The organism is Halalkalibacter lacteus, from assembly GCF_036663595.1.
Classification (GTDB): Bacteria; Bacillota; Bacilli; order Bacillales; family Bacillaceae_D; genus Halalkalibacter; species Halalkalibacter lacteus.
Genome location: NZ_JAWRVL010000026.1, coordinates 39,871 through 57,980, shown reverse-complemented (window position 1 = coordinate 57,980; position 18,110 = coordinate 39,871). Strand labels below are relative to the sequence as shown.

Here is an 18,110-nt window from a genome sequence, read left to right as displayed (position 1 = left end):
GTGGCGGAATTGGCAGACGCGCTAGACTTAGGATCTAGTGTCTTATGACGTGGGGGTTCGACTCCCTTCACCCGCACTTATTTCAAAATTATAAAAGGGCACTTTCTATGTGAAGTGTTCTTTTATAATTTTTTTTGTATACAAACATATTGTCATTAAAAGCGTCTTCTACGACCTAAGAGATATGCTGTGGAATGTCAACACTAAACTGAACAAACTTTTAAAGGTTGATCAACTTGGATAAAGGCATTACATGTTACAATCAAGTTATCTTATTTGGTAGAAAGTAAATAAGTAGAATCAAGATGAAGGTATTATTAAATTTTAGTAATAGTAAGATAAGGAAACTAGAAAAAATGAAGAAAACTATACAACTGATTCTTCGAGTAGTTTTTTTCGCATGCTGCATTCTTACTTCTGTTAAATACTGCATCGGCCTAAGTTGATATTCGTCCTTAAAAATTGAATTAAGAAAACGTGTACTAATACCCATCCGAGAAGAAATACTCTCAACTGTAAGAGGCTCAAAATACAACGTTTCGATAAATTAATTGCTTTACTCGTTTGGCAAGTAAGAGTCTAGAAAAAGTAATTGCTTATCCCCATTTTGAACCCCTACCTTCATTTGCTTAATGATTGAGTGAAGGTCTTCTCCTTTTTCAGTTAATGAATATTCTACTTTAACAGGGACTGTAGGATACACAGTCCTTATAAGAATTTCATTTTTCTCCATGTGGCGCAAAGAATCGGTCAAAGCTTTCGGACTAATTCCTTTTACCGCTTTTTGCAATTCACCAAATCGTTTGGTTCCACAAAATAATTCTCTTAGAATCAGAAAAGACCACTTGGAGCCAATAATATTTTGAAAGTTCGAATCTATGTTATAGTTTTACATGTATAGGCTTTCTTTTACTAGTTTAAAAGCGAGAATAAAGTCACAATACTGAATCAATTTAAAAAAGGAGTGAATATCTTGACAACTTTATCGTTACTTGTCCAGCGTTTTGAAGAAAGAAATCCTTTGCCGCCGCTTTGTCCACAAGAAGCTTGGAACGAAGAGATTACGAAAGAAATTGAAGAATTAACTGCTCAACAATTAATTGGAAAAGAAAATCCATCACAGCTAGCAATGGAGGCTGTTAAATCAGGGCTCTTGTTATGGAATGATGAGTTGAATTTATCTCATACGATATCACAAGGTATTTCTAATGAATTAGGAAGTTACTGGCATGGGATTATGCATCGTCGTGAAGGAGACTTTAGTAATGCTAAATACTGGTTCAAAAACGCAGGCAACCATCCTATTTATCCTTTCTTGTACGAAAAAGCAAGTGTTATCTCAGCGGAAGTAAAGTCATGGGGCGAATGGGATCCAAGCCGCTTTATTGACGCAGTTGAGCATGTAGTCACGAATGGATTGGAATCAAGTACTGAAGCTGAAACACTTCGTCAGATTCAAGTGCTTGAAATTGCATTATTTCTGAAATTTAGTCAAGATGTTTAAAGAGAAAAAGGATAGATAAAGCGGTGATGATACCGGGTTTTATCTATCCTTTTCTTTTACATTAATAATCTAGTAGACATAAAATATTGCTTACACCTGTACGCCCTTTATTTCGATTTTAGAATATCCTCAATCTTCGCTAATTCCTCATCGGAAAAATCAAGATTATCTATTGCTTTCACATTTTCTTCTATTTGACTAACTTTACTTGCACCAATTAATGCAGTTGTGATTCGACCTTCACGAAGCACCCATGCTAAGGCCATTTGAGCTAGACTTTGGCCGCGATCTCTAGCGATGTTCCCTAACTGTTGAACTTTGTTAATCACATTTTCTGTCACTTGATCTTTAGATAGAAAACTATTTGATTTTGCGGCACGCGAATCTGTTGGGACTCCGTTTACATATTTGTTCGTTAACAATCCTTGCTGTAGTGGACAGAAAGCGATAGAGCCAACTTTCTGTTCCTGTAACACATCTTGTAATCCATCTTCTTCGACCCATCGATTTAACATCGAATAGCTTGGTTGATGGATGAGCAATGGAGTTCCTAGATTGTCTAAAATCTTAATCGCTTCTGCTGTTTGTTCAGCATCATAGCTTGAAATTCCTATATATAATGCTTTCCCTTGACGAACAATTTGATCAAGAGCTCCCATTGTTTCTTCAAGTGGAGTATTAGGATCAGGGCGATGAGAATAAAAGATATCGACATAATCTAAGCCCATTCTCTTTAAACTTTGGTCTAGGCTTGCGATTAAATATTTTTTTGAACCCCATTCACCGTATGGACCATCCCACATGTGATAACCAGCCTTAGTCGAGATAACAAGCTCATCACGATATGGGGCAAAATCGGTTTTTAAAAGGGAACCAAACATCTCTTCAGCTGAACCTGGTGGTGGTCCATAATTGTTTGCAAGGTCAAAGTGGGTGATTCCTAAATCGAATGCTCTGCGAAGCATGGCACGTCCATTTTCAAACGCGTCTACGCCTCCAAAATTATGCCATAACCCTAGTGAAAGAGCTGGCAGTAGCAGTCCTGAATTTCCGCAGCGATTGTATTTCATATTGCTATAGCGTTCTTGGTTAGCTAAATAAGTCATTGTTTAAAACTCCTTTTTATGTAATAAATTAGTTTTTTATCTATCGACTTTAATATTTTCAACCCATGGATTGTTCTGATCATCTTTAATATCGAAAGCCCTTTCAAAACTTAGGATATCACAGTAGAAATGTAAAGATTTATCCATATCTTAAACAGTTAATGGTACGTGTCCTAGTCCTTTAATCATGAAAGCCAACTCCTCCTCGTTGTCTTACTAATGAATCTTACTCTTTTAGTTTATATAAAAGAATCCCTTATTAACAGTAGTGAAATGAATTAAATATAATTACATTTAGTTTACTAACTAACAATTTTATAGTTGCTATATCGTGTAAGGTAGAGATGGATATAAGTAGTGTTTTATTAAGAAGCATGTGAAATGAGCCCTTTTATGAAATTACATTTTAATGAGCAATAGAATCTGAGTGGCAATAAGAATACACTATACTAGGGAATAGAACTCTTAATGAGGTGAGTCTGATTAAATAATTCGAGATATACAGAGTAAGCTACTTCTTAAAGTGGATTTGGAAAAGAAACTCTTTTGTAAGGATGCTATTTCTATGAAGTGAGTTCCGTCTCAGGTTTTTAACTATAAGAAATAGGAACGTAAGGAGTGAGAACAATCAACCAATCAATTTGGATACAAAATCATCGAGATCAGATAGAAGCGACGTATTATCACCTGCACTCAATCGCCGAATGTAGCTTCCAAGAAATTGAAACGACGAAATTTTTATGTGATCAGATTGAGAAAATGGGAATACTATATTCGACATTTTCTGACCATACCGGTTTAGTAGCAACGTGGCGAGGGAATGAAGAAGGTCCTGTTGTGGGGATAAGAGCAGACCTAGATGCTTTATGGCAAAATGTTGACGGAATCTGGAAAGCAAACCATTCATGTGGACATGATGCCCATGCAACGATGGTGCTTTACGCGATTCAGATGTTAAAAGAATTGGAATATAAACCAAAGGGTACGTTAAAAGTTATCTTTCAACCGGCTGAGGAAACAGGTAAAGGAGCCAAGGCTTTCATAGATAAGGGTGTTATAGACGATGTTGATTATTTACTAGGTATACATGTTAGGCCAATCCAAGAGCTAACATTAAAACAAGCTGCACCTGCAATTTATCATGGAGCGACAAAGGTGTTAAAAGGGAAGGTAAAAGGCGTTCAAGCCCATGCAGCTAGACCTCATCTCGGGATAAATGTGTTAGATTCGATTGCGGCTATGATTCAAGCTGTTAACTCAGTGAAAATGGATCCTACGATTTCGAGTTCAGCGAAAGTAACGATGGTCCAAGCTGGTGGGAAAAATATGAATATTATCCCTGATGAAGCGGTCTTTGGAATTGACTTACGTGCGGAAACGAATGAAGCAATGGAATTGCTTGAAGAGAAGGTGCGTAAAGCTGTTTTTTCAGGCGTATGCTTTAACGGTGCAGAAGTTGAAATAGAAACAACGGTGTCAATGGTCGCAGCTAAATCGAACAATTGGATGGAAACAGTTGTACATGAAGCGATTGAAGAAGTGTTAGGGAGTGAAGGAACTTTTCCACCAATAAAAACTCCTGGGGGAGAAGATTTTCATTTTTACTCTGTTTATCGACCGGAAATAAAAGCAACAATGATCGGATTAGGGGCTAATTTAACACCGGGCTTGCACCATCCTAATATGAACTTTGATTTACTGGCTTTACATGACGGCGTGCAAATTATAGCGAAGTCACTTGTGAAAATATTTGAGAAACAAGAAAACTAAAAGTAACCATTCGTTAATAGAATCTAATAAAGGGATCCAGTAAATGAGAGGGCACTGAAAAAGCTGTTGAGGACACTCTCTCAACAGCTTACATGTTTTTTTATTTTTTTTTCGAGCTTTCTTCCTTATCTGGGGGGTGTCCTGCTTCTACATGGGAACGGAAATCTCCTTCATAGAGATATGAGCCTTCAAATGATAACGTTTGTTCCACCTCTTGTTTATCTTTATTCATCAGAACGACTCCATCGATCCAGTTGATTTCTGATATCCAATTAGTGGAGAGAGGAACGACTTGTTTGGAGAGAAATCCTCCAATATCGATTTCCAAAAAGCGAATGTCCCATGATTGGTGGTCAATGACTAAATCGGTTATTTTTCCTACTTCTTTGTTTTTTGCATACACTTTACATCCTATCAATTCACTACTCGTTCGTAATACGTGATGTGTCTGATTGAGCTGTACTAGCTCCTGTTGATCGTCTGCACTTGTAAAAACACCATTCATTGGACTTCCACTAAGGTTTTCTCCTTCTATTGGTGGAGCTATTTGATCTTTCCAATAAAGACTCCAACCATAGTAATGATTTAGTTTCTTTTCGTATGCTAGAGAAAGTGGTGAATGATCGCTTAGTTTTGGACTGTTTTTGAGCTGTTCTTTAGTTATAGTGACTTCTATCATTTGTTCAGGAATATTGATTGCGGCAAATGCTTTTGGACTAAGTAATCCGGTTCCACCGAAAAACCATTTTCTTGTGTTTATTGCAAAATAGCGGATCATTAAATTGCTTGCTTCAAAATAAAAGTCGTCAATGGATCCAAGTTCACCGTCTTTCGAAAGCAAAGAAAATGTTTGAAGATTACTTGACTTTAGATACATTGTAATCGCCCCTTTAACCAATTGTATTAATCCTTTCCCACTGTAAAATAAAGATAAACATTTATATGAATGGAAGATCGGGTCTCTAAATAAATATATAGAAAGAAACTGTTACTTTAGAGAGGTGGACTTACTTATGTATGGTCAACAGTCAAATTACAATCAGAACCGTCAAGGGCAAACAGTAATAAGAAATCAAAATCAGAATATGAAAGTAGTAGGAGAAGGGACCGTCACAACAACGCCTGATCGTGTACTTATCACGTTAGGGGTTGTTACAGAGGACAAAAGTGTTGTTGCGGCTCAGCAGGAAAATGCTGCAGCTATTACAGCTATTATTCAAGGGCTTACGGAGTTGGGTATTCAAGAAGAAAGCATTCAAACGACCGTTTATCGGATTGACCCTCAGTATGACTTTATTGAAGGAGAGCAAGTGTTTCGTGGTTACAGAGTTGCTCATTTACTGCAAGTAACTATTGATCAGGTGGAACTAACGGGTACGATTATTGACTCAGCTGTTGAAAATGGAGCTAATTCGATTGCGTCTATCACCTTTACGATGAGAGATCCATCGAGTATTTATCTTGCTGCCTTAACAAATGCACTGGAAAATGCACGAGAAAAAGCAAAGGTAATCAGCAACACTCTTGGCGTTACCCTTAATCCAACACCTATACAAGTAAAGGAACTAAATCAAACAATCGCTCAACAAGCGTATCCAAAAGTTCTTTCAGCTCAAGTAGGGAGCACGCCAATACAAGAAGGGCAACTTACTATAGAAGCTGCTATAGAAGCTGAATTTGTCTATTTCAATTGAATGGTTATCAAATAGAGGCGGCTTAGGTAAGTTGCCTTTATTTGTATGTAAGTTGAGATATTATCAAAATAGATCGAAACAGCAACAAGGATTTTGGCAAAGAAAAGCGATTTTCTTCTTGTTTTGTCATGTGCTTGAAAGCTAGGTTCATTTCATAGTAGGCTTTTCATAGACTGATAAGTTAAGGGGAGGGCCAGCTATGAATAAGATTTTAATCGCAATATTAGGTGTGATCGTATTAGCGGTAAGTGTCTACTTTGTAAGCTTTCAGCAAGGTGTGAATGAAGAAGCAACTCAGTCAATAGAAGAGTGGGAGTCAGAAGAAATGAAAACATTAGAAACTATTGAAAATACAAATGATGAATCTACTAATGAATCTTTAGAAGAAGACAATGATCAATCTGTACTAAGTGTTGAAGAGACGACAAAACAAGTTGCTTACCAAGAAGGGACAGAAACTGCGGTGAAATCAATGATTGCCAAGCAACATGAATATTTAAATCAGTTAGCAGGGTGGGGAAATGCTGAGAAATTGGATTGGCTTACACTAAAGGAAGATCAAGAGTGGCAGCAACTGAAAGACGATATTGTTTGGTTACAAGAGAGTGGGTTTGCTCAATCTGTCGTTTTGACTGATATGGAGAATGCTCTTGAATTTTTAACTGTGGCAAGTACAGGTGATTCTATGTCATTACGTTATTTACATCGGATTTTTCATGATTTAGATGCTAATATGAATGGACAAGAAGTAGATAAAGTTTGGGACGTTACTCAGGCATTTGGTAATGAGTCACAACAAAAGCAGTTACATGCTTATTTGGCAACTGATAGAGATTGACGCATTCTTTAGATTGTTATGTTAAATGTTATGCTAGAATCCCCTACGTAATTATTATATGCTTAAGTAAATAGAGAATCTTTTAAGCAGGTAGTGAATAATGATGAGCAATAAGAAAAAAGGGAAAATTTTTGGAGCTAGATTGATTAAAACGGGAATCGCCGTATTTCTGACAGCGAAGATTTGTTATGTATTAGATTTACCCGTTGTTTTTGCTGTTATTATTGCCATTGTAACAATTGAAAGGACGGCATCAGATTCCATTCGAAAAGGAATGATACGTTTTCCGGCTGCGTTAATTGGTGCCAGTCTTGCGATGACATTTACTTTTTTGTTTGGACAAAGCCCCCTAACGTACACTCTTGCAGCAGTATTTACCATTTTTATTTGTATCAAGTGTAAATTAGAAGCAGGGGCCCTCATCGCAACGATTACTGCCGTAGCAATGATTTCTGTTACATATGATCATTATTTTTTAACGTTTATTGAAAGAGTTGGCACGACGATTATCGGATTGGTTGTCTCAACCCTAGTTAATTTTTTTATTTTACCAGCTAGATTCTCAGAGGTAATCAAACAGCGAAATCATGAATTATATCTCGAAACAGCTAATCTCTTAAAAAAAAGAACAAAAGAGCTCATAACCGAAAAAAAGCCAATATCGAAGAAAACTCAAAAAGAGTATCAAAGGATTACTAGTGAGTTGGCTAAATCGGTTCAGTTGTGTCATTATCAACGTGAAGAATGGAAATATCATCGTCATTCAACTGCTGAATTAAGATCATTTATTTTTGAAAAAAAGAAATTAGATCAATTACAACAAATCCATTATTACTTGGGACATATCATTTCTGTACACATAAAAGAAAACAATTTCACCAATTCGCAATTATTATTGCAAACAATTGATTCAACAGTAGAGGTATTAAAAGCATCAGGGAATGAAATTCCAAAAGAGCATTTACAAAACATTAATGAGCTAGATAAAAGGTTTTGGGATACAAATGATGTGGAGCAACCATTAGAGAAGAAATATCATCATCATTTCACATCAGAGACAGTGATCCTATTTGTCATTCTTTCTATCCATGATGTGCTTGAAGAATTAGAGCGAGTCTCTAGACATCAGATTCACAAAGTTTAGGTGTGAAGCGCTTTGAGGAGACTTTAAGCGTATTTTTTGTTTTGTACTCTCATGATCAGTAAATGTTTACTTCTATTTTCAAAAAGGAATAGTAATTTTAAAGAAAAGGGTTTTTATAGATTCGCAGAGGAGGTAAACATGCAAGATATAAAAGATACTGTAAAAGAAGTAATACTCGCGGTGCTGCCAATTACCATCGTTATTATCATTTTGCAGTTTACGTTGCTCTGGTTGCCGATGGAAATATTTCTCCAGTTTTTAGTTGGGGTTGTAATGGTTTCGTCTGGGTTAATTTTATTTTTATTAGGAGTCCATCTTGGTTTGTTACCAGTTGGGGAAATGATTGGATCAGCATTACCAAAGACAAAAAAAGTATGGTTAATCATCCTTGTTGGTTTCTTTCTTGGGTTTGTTGTAACTGTAGCTGAGCCTGATGTAAGAGTATTGTCAAGTCAAATAGATGATGTATCAGGCGGAGAAATTTCACAAATGCTCCTTATTCATTCGGTGGCTCTAGGTGTTGCGATTTTTGTTGCACTTGCCATGGCTCGAATCATTTTTGACATTCAAATGAAGTGGCTATTAGTAAGTGGATATGGACTCGTATTTCTACTTGCTGCATTTACTCCCGGTTCATATATTCCGATTTCATTTGATGCTGGTGGTGTGACGACAGGTCCTATGACCGTTCCTTTCATTTTAGCTCTAGGGGTCGGGGTTGCTGCAGTGCTTCGAGGAAAGTCATCATCTAGTGATAGTTTCGGTCTTGTGGCTCTTGCCTCAATTGGCCCGATTTTAGCTGTATTAATGCTTGGGGTGATTTATGGATGAACATTATCATATTTGAGGGATTTGGTGACGTTCTGTTAGAAGTTGCCATGGCACTTTTGCCCCTTCTCATTTTCTTTCTCGTCTTTCAATTTGTATTTTTGAAATTAGAAAAAGAAAAATTGCTAAACATTGCCAAAGGAATGATCATGTCATTTTGTGGTTTAGCTTTGTTTTTGCAAGGTGTTCATGTTGGTTTTTTTCCAGCTGGAGAAGTAATGGGTGAGAAATTAGGGGAATTGTCCTCTACTTGGCTATTAATTCCGATCGGATTTGTGTTAGGATTTGTTGCCACTTTTGCAGAACCAGCTGTTCGAATTTTAAATGAACAAGTAGAAAAAGTGTCTGGTGGATATATTTCAGAAAAAGTCATGCTTTATACATTGTCGATCGGTGTAGGTATTTCAATTGCCTTGTCTATGCTTCGAATTCTCATCGGTTTTCCTTTATGGTATTTCATTATACCAGGGTACGCAATTGTCATTCTCATGACGTTTCTTTCTTCAAATCGATTTACATCGATTGCGTTTGATTCAGGAGGGGTAGCGACGGGACCCATGACCGTCACATTCATCTTAGCGATTGCTGTAGGAGTGGCCTCTGTTACAGATGGGAGAGACCCGCTAATGGATGGGTTTGGCATGATCGCACTTGTGGCTTTAACGCCGATTTTATCCGTTTTAATTTTAGGGATAATGTATGAGAAAAAAGGTGGGAAAAAAGAGCATGTTAGTCAATCCGAAACATAAATTAATCATCACAATCGTGAAAAAAGGGCGAGCAAAAACCGTTGTGAAAGCTACAAAGAATGCTGGAGCAGAAGGAGGCACCGTTCTATTAGGCAAGGGGGTCGGCATTCATGAAAATAAGCGATTTTTAGGTATACCCGTAGAATATGAAAAAGAGATTGTCTTATCACTTGTTCGAAATAATGTGATAAATCAAGTCGTAAGAGCCATTCAAGATGAAGTCAGAATTGAAGAGCCTGGAAAAGGTCTGGGAATCGTGATTGATCTTAAAGGCGTTTTAGGAATTTGTCATTTGCCTACTGAAGAAGCAACGGTTGAAGACAAGGAGGATATCATTTCTATGTCTAATCAAGAGATGTACTATGATTTAATCGTTTCGATTGTAAACAAAGGCGATTCAAGTAAAGTAGTTGATGCGTCTAAAAGAGCTGGAGCAGAAGGAGGTACGATCATTAGTGGACGAGGAACAGGGATTCATGAGCAGGCGAAGTTTTTAAATATTCAAATTGAACCAGAAAAAGAAATAGTTCTTACTTTAATTGACCGCAAACAGACGAATACGGTTTTACAAGCTATTATGGAAGAAGCAGAATTGAATCAACCAGGGAATGGAATTGCTTTTGTATTAGATGTTGAACGAACAGTTGGGATTAATCACATTTTAAATAAAAAGGTGAACGATGAAAGAGGGTATTGATGCCACTCTGTAATGTTAGGGTCGACTTATATGGAGGCAACATGTAATAATGAATTGGGAACGATGGACACAACCATTTTGATTTACATGGGGGACATTTATGAGTTTACAATTTTATAAACACGACCATTTTTGGAAATCACCATCTGAATATAAACCTGGAGAGAAAGTGACTGAACAGACAGTTTCAGAAGTCGAAACACATCTTGGAGTCCCGTTGCCTAAGGCATATGTAACGTTAATGAAAGAACAAAATGGAGGGGAACTGACGTATCGTTATGTGTTATTTAATGATGGTGATGCAGCGATTATTCCCTACTTTCATGAACTTGACGTAGAAAGTGGTGTTGGGTTATCTTCTGTTTTTGTTGAGGAGTGTGGGTTACCAGATCATCTAGTCTTATTAACGGGCGATTTTCATTCATGGCTTGCGCTTGATTACCGTAAAGGTGCGAATGAGCCTGCTATAATCTATATTACCGAGCATGAGTCAGGCAATGGAACTTGGCAAGAACACTTTCTTGCTACATCATTTGACGAATTCAGCGGTCGTCTGTTTAAAAAGGAATCCTCTAGCTCGTAAATATAAAATAAAAAGAATCATCTTTTCCATTCTGGAAGATGATTCTTTTGTTTTGAGCGGTATAGAACTTCTTTTTTCGTTTTTGTTTTTCGTGTTCGTAAATCCGTAATATGTGGAACTTCTAAAGTGGAAGCACAGCATTTTTCTCTTTGGATTTTGGATGACATAGATTAGGAAATTCAAGAAATCGGGGTGGGAAAATGAGAAAGCCAAAAATCACTGTTATTGGCAGTGTAAATATGGATTTAGTTACGACAACAAGCGTCCGGCCAAAAGTCGGAGAAACTGTAGTGGAAGAATTTCTTTTAAAGGTTGAGAGGATGTCCTAAGTGGTTACATAGTTTAGATGGAAAAAAAGGTCTGTCTCAAGCTTTGAGACAGACCTTTTTGTAGTAGGACATTCACTAAAAGACAATTAGAGTTGTAGGTATTATCAAAAAGTTAACAATTGCTTTATATCTTCTGCACTTAATGATTGTAATGTTTCTTCTCCTGGTTGAATGATCGCATCAACGAGCGCTTTCTTTTTTTCATGCAAGTCAAGAATTTTCTCTTCAATTGTCCCGTTCGCAATTAGTTTCACAACTTGAACATTTTTCGTTTGACCGTAACGGTAGACACGATCTGCGGCTTGTTCTTCAATCGCAGGGTTCCACCACGTATCATAAAGAATAACAGTGTCTCCACCTATTAAATTAAGACCAGTTCCACCAGCTTTTAATGAAATTAGAAACAGTGACTTCTCGCCATTGTTAAATCTCTCAGCCATCTCTACCCGTTCTTTCGGAGGGGTCTGACCATCTAAAGAGTGATAAGACCATCCATTTTCATCAAATGAGCGTTTGATCAATCGGAGCATCGATGTAAATTGTGAAAAGATGACCATTCTTTGACCGGATTGCAAACCTTCTTCGACGTATTCCAGGAGCCTGTCCAATTTCCCTGACTGGTAATTAGCATCTGGGTGAATAAGATTAGGGTGGCAACATATTTGGCGTAAGCGTGTAAGGCCAGCGAGAATTTCAATTCGTTTTTGTTGGAACTGATTACTCGTAATAGCCTCATTTACATCATTTGTTAGTTGCTTCACTTGGGCTACGTACATTTTCTTTTGATCAGCACTTAAATCGGTAAATTGTACAGATTCGATCTTATCAGGAAGTTCTGATAACACATCTTTTTTCAGTCTTCGCATAATAAATGGTCTTACTTTTTTAGCAACAACTTCATTTGATAGCTCTTTAAATTGTTTTTTCGTACCGAGAATTCCTGGCAAAATACTGTGGAAAATCGAATGCAATTCATCTTGATGGTTTTCAATCGGTGTTCCGCTTAAAGCGAAACAACTAGTTGATTGCAAAGAACGAACAGCTTTTGTTGTCTTTGTTGCTTCATTTTTGATTGCTTGAGCCTCATCTAAAATTAGTGTTGAAAATAAGTATGGTTCATAAATGTCGCTATCACGTTGAATTAACGGATAAGAGGTAATAAATACATCTGTGTCTCGGTAGTTTGAGACCAAATCTTTTCGTACTTGTTTTGATCCGGTCACGACAACAACTTGCAGATTCGGAGCAAACTTTGCCAGTTCTTTTTCCCAGTTATATAGTAAGCTAGCTGGAGCTACAATAAGCGCTTGAAAAGATGGACGATCTTCTTTCTCTGCTTGTAAAAAAGCGATCGTCTGCACTGTCTTACCAAGACCCATATCATCGGCTAATATGCCGCCAAGACCTATTTGTGAAAGGGTTCGTAACCAGCAATATCCACTCATTTGGTAATCTCGCAGTTCGGCATGGAAATCAGCGGGTAATTTCCAGTCGCTAAATTCAGGTGACTGAATATCTGATAATAGCTGATGAAGCTGTTTAGATACCCGTGTTTGTCCATTTTGCTTATCCAGTTCAAACGCTTTATGCAATGGAATCGTCATTTCTTTTTGTAATGATTGTTTTGGCGATGCAACAGTGTTAATGACTTGCTTTACTGTATCAAAGCGATTGTGATTTAGTTGAATATACGCACCAGATGATAACTTATAATATTTTGCATTACTTTGTAGTGCACCAAGCACATCCATAATGTCCTCATCGGGAATGCCTTCAATTGAAAACTTCACATCAAGCCAGTTCGTTTCATTGTTAACATCAAGTTGTACAGACGGTGCGGAACTTGGTGTTGCAATGACATTTCGTATGGCTGATGTCGTAAATACTTCGATCTCCTTTTGCAAAACGGGAAGTTGTTCAAATAAAAACGGGATAATAGATTCCCAACTCGTCAATGTTAGTTGACCATCCTCAATGTGAAAGTCAGTTTGAGAGAGCTGCGCTAAAATAAAATTTTCACTTTGAATATCACGAGTAATGATTTTTTCATTCGTTTGCTGGCTGTCGACATATGGGTTTCGTACATGTTCCCCGTATTCAAATGAAATCTTCCCTGTTAGTGTACCGTCATTTAGGTCGAGGAAAAATTTAGCCATTAATGGTTTTGTTTCAATCGCACCGTTTAAATGTTCCGATAAATGAACGACACCAATTGATTGGAGGGATGGAAGAACATATGAACAAAATTCCTCTAGCTGCTCTTTCGGAATAACATCAATCGTATTAGAATGAGCTGATTGCTCTCCGATAATTTGTAGGTGCCAGGCTTGTTTATTACTTAATTGATAAATTGTATTCCCATGAATAAGTATGCGGTATTCTTCACTAGCAAAGTCAAATTCATTTGCATTTTCACTAATAAGATCAACTGGTGCACCTTGTTCCTTCGAATTTAAATTGAACGAAAGCAATTGCTTTTTTTCAAGTTCTTTGATTTTTGCGTTTTCAGACTGCAACATCCCATCGATTGTTAAAATAACAGCTTTATCCTTTAATTGCTCAAGAAAAGAAGGCAAACTAATAGCGGGTATTTCATAAGCTCGTTTTTGACTTGATCGATAATAGAAGTCATCCTTATTTGTTGCTTGAATCTCTAAGTGGGTATGCAACTGTTTAAATAAAGTTGCATCCACTTCATTTATAGAATGATGCAAAGGATCATACGAGAAATTGGCCGTAAATGTATAAGTCTCTGCTCTTATAAAGGCTCGCAGAAACTCTTCTATATTTTTTACTACATATAAACGCTTAGTCCCTACTTTAAGCCTGATCTCAACTTTATCTATGAGTGGTCTAAAAGACGTTTGTGAACAAATTACTTCATATTCAACTTGTAATGTTTCTTTCTCAACTGTTGCTACTCTTGAGGTAGTCGTTAATACGCTTTGAAATTTCTCAATCATCTTACTACGTGGTTGTTTCGCCTGAGCAGAAGGAAAGGGAATGATTGGGCTATTCTCTTCTTGCGTATCTTTAATCGCAAATAACATTGCAACAATATGTTTACATGCACCTGAATAGGTAGCCGCAGCTTCACAGTCGCATGAATAATCGATTGACCCAGGGCTATTGAAGCTGATTTTACATTCATAAAGCAAAGAACCGTCAATAAAGGCATAGTACGTGTTGGTAATCATTTCAAAATCAAGGTCTGCTACACGTCCCAAACGGTAATAGTTTATTCCTCTATTAAAGGTTGATTGATTTGTTGCTATCGATAATATATAGGTAGCAGTGAGCCACGGATAAGTCATTGAATAAGTGCCTCCTCTTTAACGATGTAAATATCATAACATGTTACAACTTATTGTTGGTTAAGGAAAGACTGAAAAAATTTCACTTACCTTATTAAAAGAGCCTAGATCTTTTAGTTGACGAATACGACTGTATAAGGATACAATTTAATCACAATTTAATATAAGACCATTTTATTGGTTGTTTCCTTCGGGGCTGGGTGAAACTCCCGACCGGCGGTGATGAAGCTTAGCTTCTTAGTCCGTGACCCGACTCTTAAAGCGAGAGGCGGTGGACCTGGTGAAACTCCGGGACCGACAGTGAAAGTCTGGATGGGAGAAGGAACGAATCGGTGCAGTAAGGTATTAGTTTCATTTTAAAAAGAACCTTATTTCAGAGGGAGAAGTATGTCCTTTTGTAGCACTTAGATGAACGGCAATTGAAAGATTGTACGTTTCATTCGTGAACATTTTTTTATAATCAAAGCCCTGAGACTGTTTGTACTCAGGGCTTTTTCTGTGAAGTAGAGTAATGTGAGGGATTGCCATGAATGATATTGATTATATGAAACTTGCCCTAGAGCTCGCAAAAAGTACACAAGGTCAAACGTCGCCAAATCCGATGGTTGGATCAGTTGTTGTGAAAGACGGTGCCATTGTGGGTGTTGGTGCTCATTTAAAGGCCGGAGAAGGCCATGCAGAAGTTCAAGCGCTCAAGATGGCTGGGGAAAAGGCAAAAGACGGGACTATTTATGTCACGCTTGAACCATGCAGTCATTATGGAAAAACACCGCCATGTGCTGATCTTATTATTGAAAAAGGATTAAAGAGAGTTGTTGTTGCCACTGGAGACTCTAATCCGGCTGTGGCTGGACGCGGTCTTACGAGAATAAAAGAAGCTGGGCTTGAAGTTAAATTTGGCGTTTGTCAACAAGAAGCAAATGAGTTAAATGAAATCTTTTTTCATTTTATGAAGTATCAAAAACCTTATGTAACGCTGAAATCAGCAACAACACTCGACGGAAAAACAGCTACTGTCACTGGGAAAAGCAAATGGATCACAGGTGAAGAAGCTAGGGAAGATGTTCACCGTTATCGGCATACACATGATGCTATACTCGTTGGAATTGGAACGGTTTTAGCAGATAACCCTTCTTTGACAACACGGCTTCCCAATGGAGGAAAAAATCCGATTCGAGTAGTTCTTGATCGCTCGTTACGAATCCCAGTTGAAGCTAAGCTTGTTCAGGATCAAGAGGCTCCGACTTGGATATTGACGACAGAAGAAGCATCAATGGATAAGCAAAAAGAACTTGAGAAATACGGGATTGACGTTTTACGAACACCAGATGGTTCTATAGAAAAAGTATTGCCTCTTCTCGGGACGAAAGGAATAACATCTTTATTTGTCGAAGGTGGTGCCGAAGTGAATGGTAGTTTCTTGAGGGCTCGTGCCGTTGATCAAGTGATTACATATATGGCTCCAAAGTTATTTGGAGGTCAGATGGCACCAACGGCAATTGGCGGTAAAGGCATTGAAGAAGTAGAAAATGCTCTTGAATTAGAAATCAAAGAAGTGACAACGATAGGAAAAGATATTAAAATCGTTTCACGTGTTAGAAGGAGTGAGTAAATGTTTACAGGTATTATTGAAGAGATAGGCCAAATCCAGGAAATGCGTTCAACCGGGGAATCGATGGTTATGAAAATTAGTGGAACTCGCATTTTAAGTGACGTACATCTTGGAGACAGCATTTCCGTAAATGGGGTTTGCTTAACCGTAACATCTTATACATCTACTCATTTCACTGTAGACGTGATGCCAGAAACGGTTCGAGCAACGAGCTTACGAGGGCTAGGTCGAGGTTCTAGTGTGAACCTTGAACGTGCGATGAGTGCAAAAGGGCGGTTTGGTGGTCATTTTGTTTCTGGTCATGTGGACGGGACTGGAACGATTTTAGCAAAAACACCCGATCAAAATGCTGTCTATTACCGTATTGGCGTAAATCCAGAGTTACGTCATTTAATGATTGAAAAAGGTTCTGTTGCTGTTGATGGGACAAGTTTAACGATTTTTGCTGTGGATGAGGAAAGCTTTACGATCTCAATTATTCCTCATACGATTGAGGAAACCATTATCGGCACAAAAGGTGTGGGAGACATCGTCAACATTGAGTGCGATATGGTCGGAAAATACATTGAGCAATTCATCTCAAGAAGATTTGAATCAACAAAAAAGCCAACATCTTCGTTAACAGAGAGTTTTCTTTCAGAACATGGATACAAATAAGAAGATAAGGACGGTGAGTGAGATGGCTGAAAATATAGAGAAAAAAATGTTCGATCCAATTGAAGAGGCTATATATGAGCTTATGCAAGGTCGTTGTGTCATCGTTTGTGATGATGAAGATCGCGAAAATGAAGGTGATTTTCTTGCAATAGCGGAAAAGACAACTCCTGAAGTGATTAATTTCATGGTTACGCATGGTCGAGGCCTTGTTTGTGTACCGATTACAGAAGAGCGTGCCAAAGAGTTAGACCTTGTATCGATGGTTGACCATAATACAGACCCTCATGGTACAGCCTTTACAGTGAGTGTTGATCATTATACAAACACGACTGGAATTTCCGCTGCAGAACGAGCTGATACAGTCCGCGCACTAGTTGAAGATGGCGCGAAGAAACATCATTTTAAACGTCCAGGCCATACGTTTCCTCTTGTTGCGAAAAAAGGTGGGGTATTACGACGTGCAGGGCATACCGAAGCTGCGGTTGACTTAGCTCGTCTATCAGGGGCTAAACCAGCTGGTGTCATTTGTGAGATTATGAATGAGGACGGAACGATGGCTAGGGTACCTGAATTGCGTAAGATTGCGGATCAACATGAATTAAAGATGATCACAATAAAAGATCTAATAAAATATCGCCATCGTAAAGATAAGTTGGTAAAACGTGAAGTAGAAATTAAATTGCCTACTGATTTCGGTGATTTTCGTGCTATTGGATTCACTGATATTTATGAAGGGAAAGAAAGTGTTGCTCTTGTAAAGGGAGAAATCATTGAAGGAGAGCCGACTCTTGTTCGTGTACATTCTGAATGTTTAACAGGTGATGTATTCGGGTCACATCGTTGTGATTGTGGTCCGCAACTCCATGCTGCTCTTGCACAAATTGAACAAGAAGGTCGAGGAATTCTTCTTTATATGCGACAAGAGGGACGTGGCATTGGTTTAATGAACAAACTAAAAGCCTATCAACTTCAAGAAGAGGGATATGATACGGTAGAGGCGAATGAGAAGCTTGGCTTCCCAGCCGATTTACGTGATTATGGAATTGGAGCACAAATTTTACGCGATTTAGGTGTTAGACAGATGCGCTTATTAACAAACAATCCACGTAAGATTACGGGGTTAAAAGGATATGAGCTTGAGGTTATAGAACGCGTAGCTCTTCAATTACCGCATAACAAAGATAATGAAAAGTATTTAAAGACGAAGTCTGAAAAACTAGGGCATATGCTTCATTTTTAAAGTAGTGAAACAAGAACATATGTTAACTTGATTGATACTCTTTAT

General features: G+C 37.9%; 18 protein-coding genes and 1 riboswitch. Of the genes, 13 read left to right on the top strand and 5 right to left on the bottom strand.

Going from position 1 to position 18,110, the window contains the following annotated elements:
• Positions 1 to 556 precede the first annotated feature (556 nt).
• Entirely contained in the window at positions 557 to 880 is a 324-nt protein-coding gene (locus tag SAZ04_RS17005; RefSeq protein WP_332697429.1) for a winged helix-turn-helix transcriptional regulator, read from the bottom strand.
• A gap of 93 nt (positions 881 to 973) precedes the next feature.
• Here SAZ04_RS17005 and SAZ04_RS17000 point away from each other — a divergent pair, with 93 nt between their 5' ends.
• Positions 974 to 1,504 (top strand): hypothetical protein, encoded by a 531-nt coding sequence (locus SAZ04_RS17000; RefSeq protein WP_332697419.1) that lies wholly within the window; start codon positions 974 to 976, stop codon positions 1,502 to 1,504.
• Between the two features lie 107 nt (positions 1,505 to 1,611).
• On the opposite strand, the gene mgrA is transcribed toward SAZ04_RS17000, so the two are convergent.
• A complete protein-coding gene (mgrA, locus tag SAZ04_RS16995) occupies positions 1,612 to 2,610 on the bottom strand; it encodes an L-glyceraldehyde 3-phosphate reductase (protein ID WP_332697418.1) in 999 nt (332 codons plus the stop codon).
• A 618-nt stretch (positions 2,611 to 3,228) separates the two neighbouring features.
• Between mgrA and SAZ04_RS16990 the strand changes: the two genes are divergently transcribed.
• On the top strand, positions 3,229 to 4,380 hold the full coding sequence (locus SAZ04_RS16990; RefSeq protein WP_332697416.1) for a M20 peptidase aminoacylase family protein: 1,152 nt from the start codon (positions 3,229 to 3,231) through the stop codon (positions 4,378 to 4,380).
• A gap of 100 nt (positions 4,381 to 4,480) precedes the next feature.
• On the opposite strand, the gene SAZ04_RS16985 is transcribed toward SAZ04_RS16990, so the two are convergent.
• Entirely contained in the window at positions 4,481 to 5,257 is a 777-nt protein-coding gene (locus SAZ04_RS16985; protein ID WP_332697414.1) for a PRC-barrel domain-containing protein, read from the bottom strand.
• A gap of 136 nt (positions 5,258 to 5,393) precedes the next feature.
• Here SAZ04_RS16985 and SAZ04_RS16980 point away from each other — a divergent pair, with 136 nt between their 5' ends.
• The 7 genes from SAZ04_RS16980 (at position 5,394) to SAZ04_RS16950 (ending at position 10,913) form a co-directional block, all read left to right on the top strand.
• Positions 5,394 to 6,074 carry an SIMPL domain-containing protein gene (locus SAZ04_RS16980; protein WP_332697412.1) on the top strand — a complete coding sequence of 227 codons (681 nt, stop codon included), beginning with the start codon at positions 5,394 to 5,396 and terminating at the stop codon, positions 6,072 to 6,074.
• A gap of 199 nt (positions 6,075 to 6,273) precedes the next feature.
• Complete coding sequence (locus SAZ04_RS16975) at positions 6,274 to 6,912, top strand: hypothetical protein (RefSeq protein ID WP_332697410.1); 639 nt, start codon at positions 6,274 to 6,276, stop codon at positions 6,910 to 6,912.
• 100 nt (positions 6,913 to 7,012) lie between these two features.
• Positions 7,013 to 8,056 carry an FUSC family protein gene (locus SAZ04_RS16970; protein ID WP_332697408.1) on the top strand — a complete coding sequence of 348 codons (1,044 nt, stop codon included), beginning with the start codon at positions 7,013 to 7,015 and terminating at the stop codon, positions 8,054 to 8,056.
• 138 nt (positions 8,057 to 8,194) lie between these two features.
• Entirely contained in the window at positions 8,195 to 8,887 is a 693-nt protein-coding gene (locus tag SAZ04_RS16965) for a DUF1538 domain-containing protein (protein WP_332697406.1), read from the top strand.
• Positions 8,884 to 9,633, top strand: coding sequence for a DUF1538 domain-containing protein (locus tag SAZ04_RS16960; RefSeq protein WP_332697404.1), 750 nt, complete (start codon positions 8,884 to 8,886; stop codon positions 9,631 to 9,633). Before SAZ04_RS16965 ends, SAZ04_RS16960 begins: the two co-directional genes overlap by 4 nt.
• Positions 9,611 to 10,330 carry a P-II family nitrogen regulator gene (locus SAZ04_RS16955; protein ID WP_332697402.1) on the top strand — a complete coding sequence of 240 codons (720 nt, stop codon included), beginning with the start codon at positions 9,611 to 9,613 and terminating at the stop codon, positions 10,328 to 10,330. The genes SAZ04_RS16960 and SAZ04_RS16955 overlap by 23 nt, the downstream gene beginning before the upstream one ends.
• A 100-nt stretch (positions 10,331 to 10,430) precedes the next feature.
• Entirely contained in the window at positions 10,431 to 10,913 is a 483-nt protein-coding gene (locus SAZ04_RS16950; RefSeq protein WP_332697400.1) for an SMI1/KNR4 family protein, read from the top strand.
• Positions 10,914 to 10,930: 17 nt separating this feature from the next.
• Here SAZ04_RS16950 and SAZ04_RS23730 read toward each other — a convergent pair whose 3' ends face one another.
• Entirely contained in the window at positions 10,931 to 11,080 is a 150-nt protein-coding gene (locus tag SAZ04_RS23730) for a hypothetical protein (RefSeq protein ID WP_488803351.1), read from the bottom strand.
• 33 nt (positions 11,081 to 11,113) lie between these two features.
• Between SAZ04_RS23730 and SAZ04_RS16945 the strand changes: the two genes are divergently transcribed.
• Positions 11,114 to 11,242, top strand: a complete 129-nt coding sequence (locus tag SAZ04_RS16945) for a hypothetical protein (protein WP_431309024.1) — start codon at positions 11,114 to 11,116, stop codon at positions 11,240 to 11,242.
• Between the two features lie 104 nt (positions 11,243 to 11,346).
• Here SAZ04_RS16945 and SAZ04_RS16940 read toward each other — a convergent pair whose 3' ends face one another.
• Complete coding sequence (locus SAZ04_RS16940; RefSeq protein WP_332697398.1) at positions 11,347 to 14,556, bottom strand: DEAD/DEAH box helicase; 3,210 nt, start codon at positions 14,554 to 14,556, stop codon at positions 11,347 to 11,349.
• A gap of 182 nt (positions 14,557 to 14,738) precedes the next feature.
• Positions 14,739 to 14,884: riboswitch (FMN riboswitch) on the top strand.
• Positions 14,885 to 15,082: 198 nt separating this feature from the next.
• Between SAZ04_RS16940 and ribD the strand changes: the two genes are divergently transcribed.
• Genes ribD through SAZ04_RS16925 form a run of 3 tightly spaced genes read left to right on the top strand, consistent with a single transcriptional unit; the run spans position 15,083 to position 18,065 of the window.
• Complete coding sequence (ribD, locus tag SAZ04_RS16935) at positions 15,083 to 16,168, top strand: bifunctional diaminohydroxyphosphoribosylaminopyrimidine deaminase/5-amino-6-(5-phosphoribosylamino)uracil reductase RibD (RefSeq protein ID WP_332697396.1); 1,086 nt, start codon at positions 15,083 to 15,085, stop codon at positions 16,166 to 16,168.
• Positions 16,169 to 16,825, top strand: coding sequence for a riboflavin synthase (gene ribE, locus SAZ04_RS16930; RefSeq protein WP_332697394.1), 657 nt, complete (start codon positions 16,169 to 16,171; stop codon positions 16,823 to 16,825).
• 46 nt (positions 16,826 to 16,871) lie between these two features.
• A complete protein-coding gene (locus SAZ04_RS16925; RefSeq protein WP_332697427.1) occupies positions 16,872 to 18,065 on the top strand; it encodes a bifunctional 3,4-dihydroxy-2-butanone-4-phosphate synthase/GTP cyclohydrolase II in 1,194 nt (397 codons plus the stop codon).
• Positions 18,066 to 18,110: the final 45 nt, after the last annotated feature.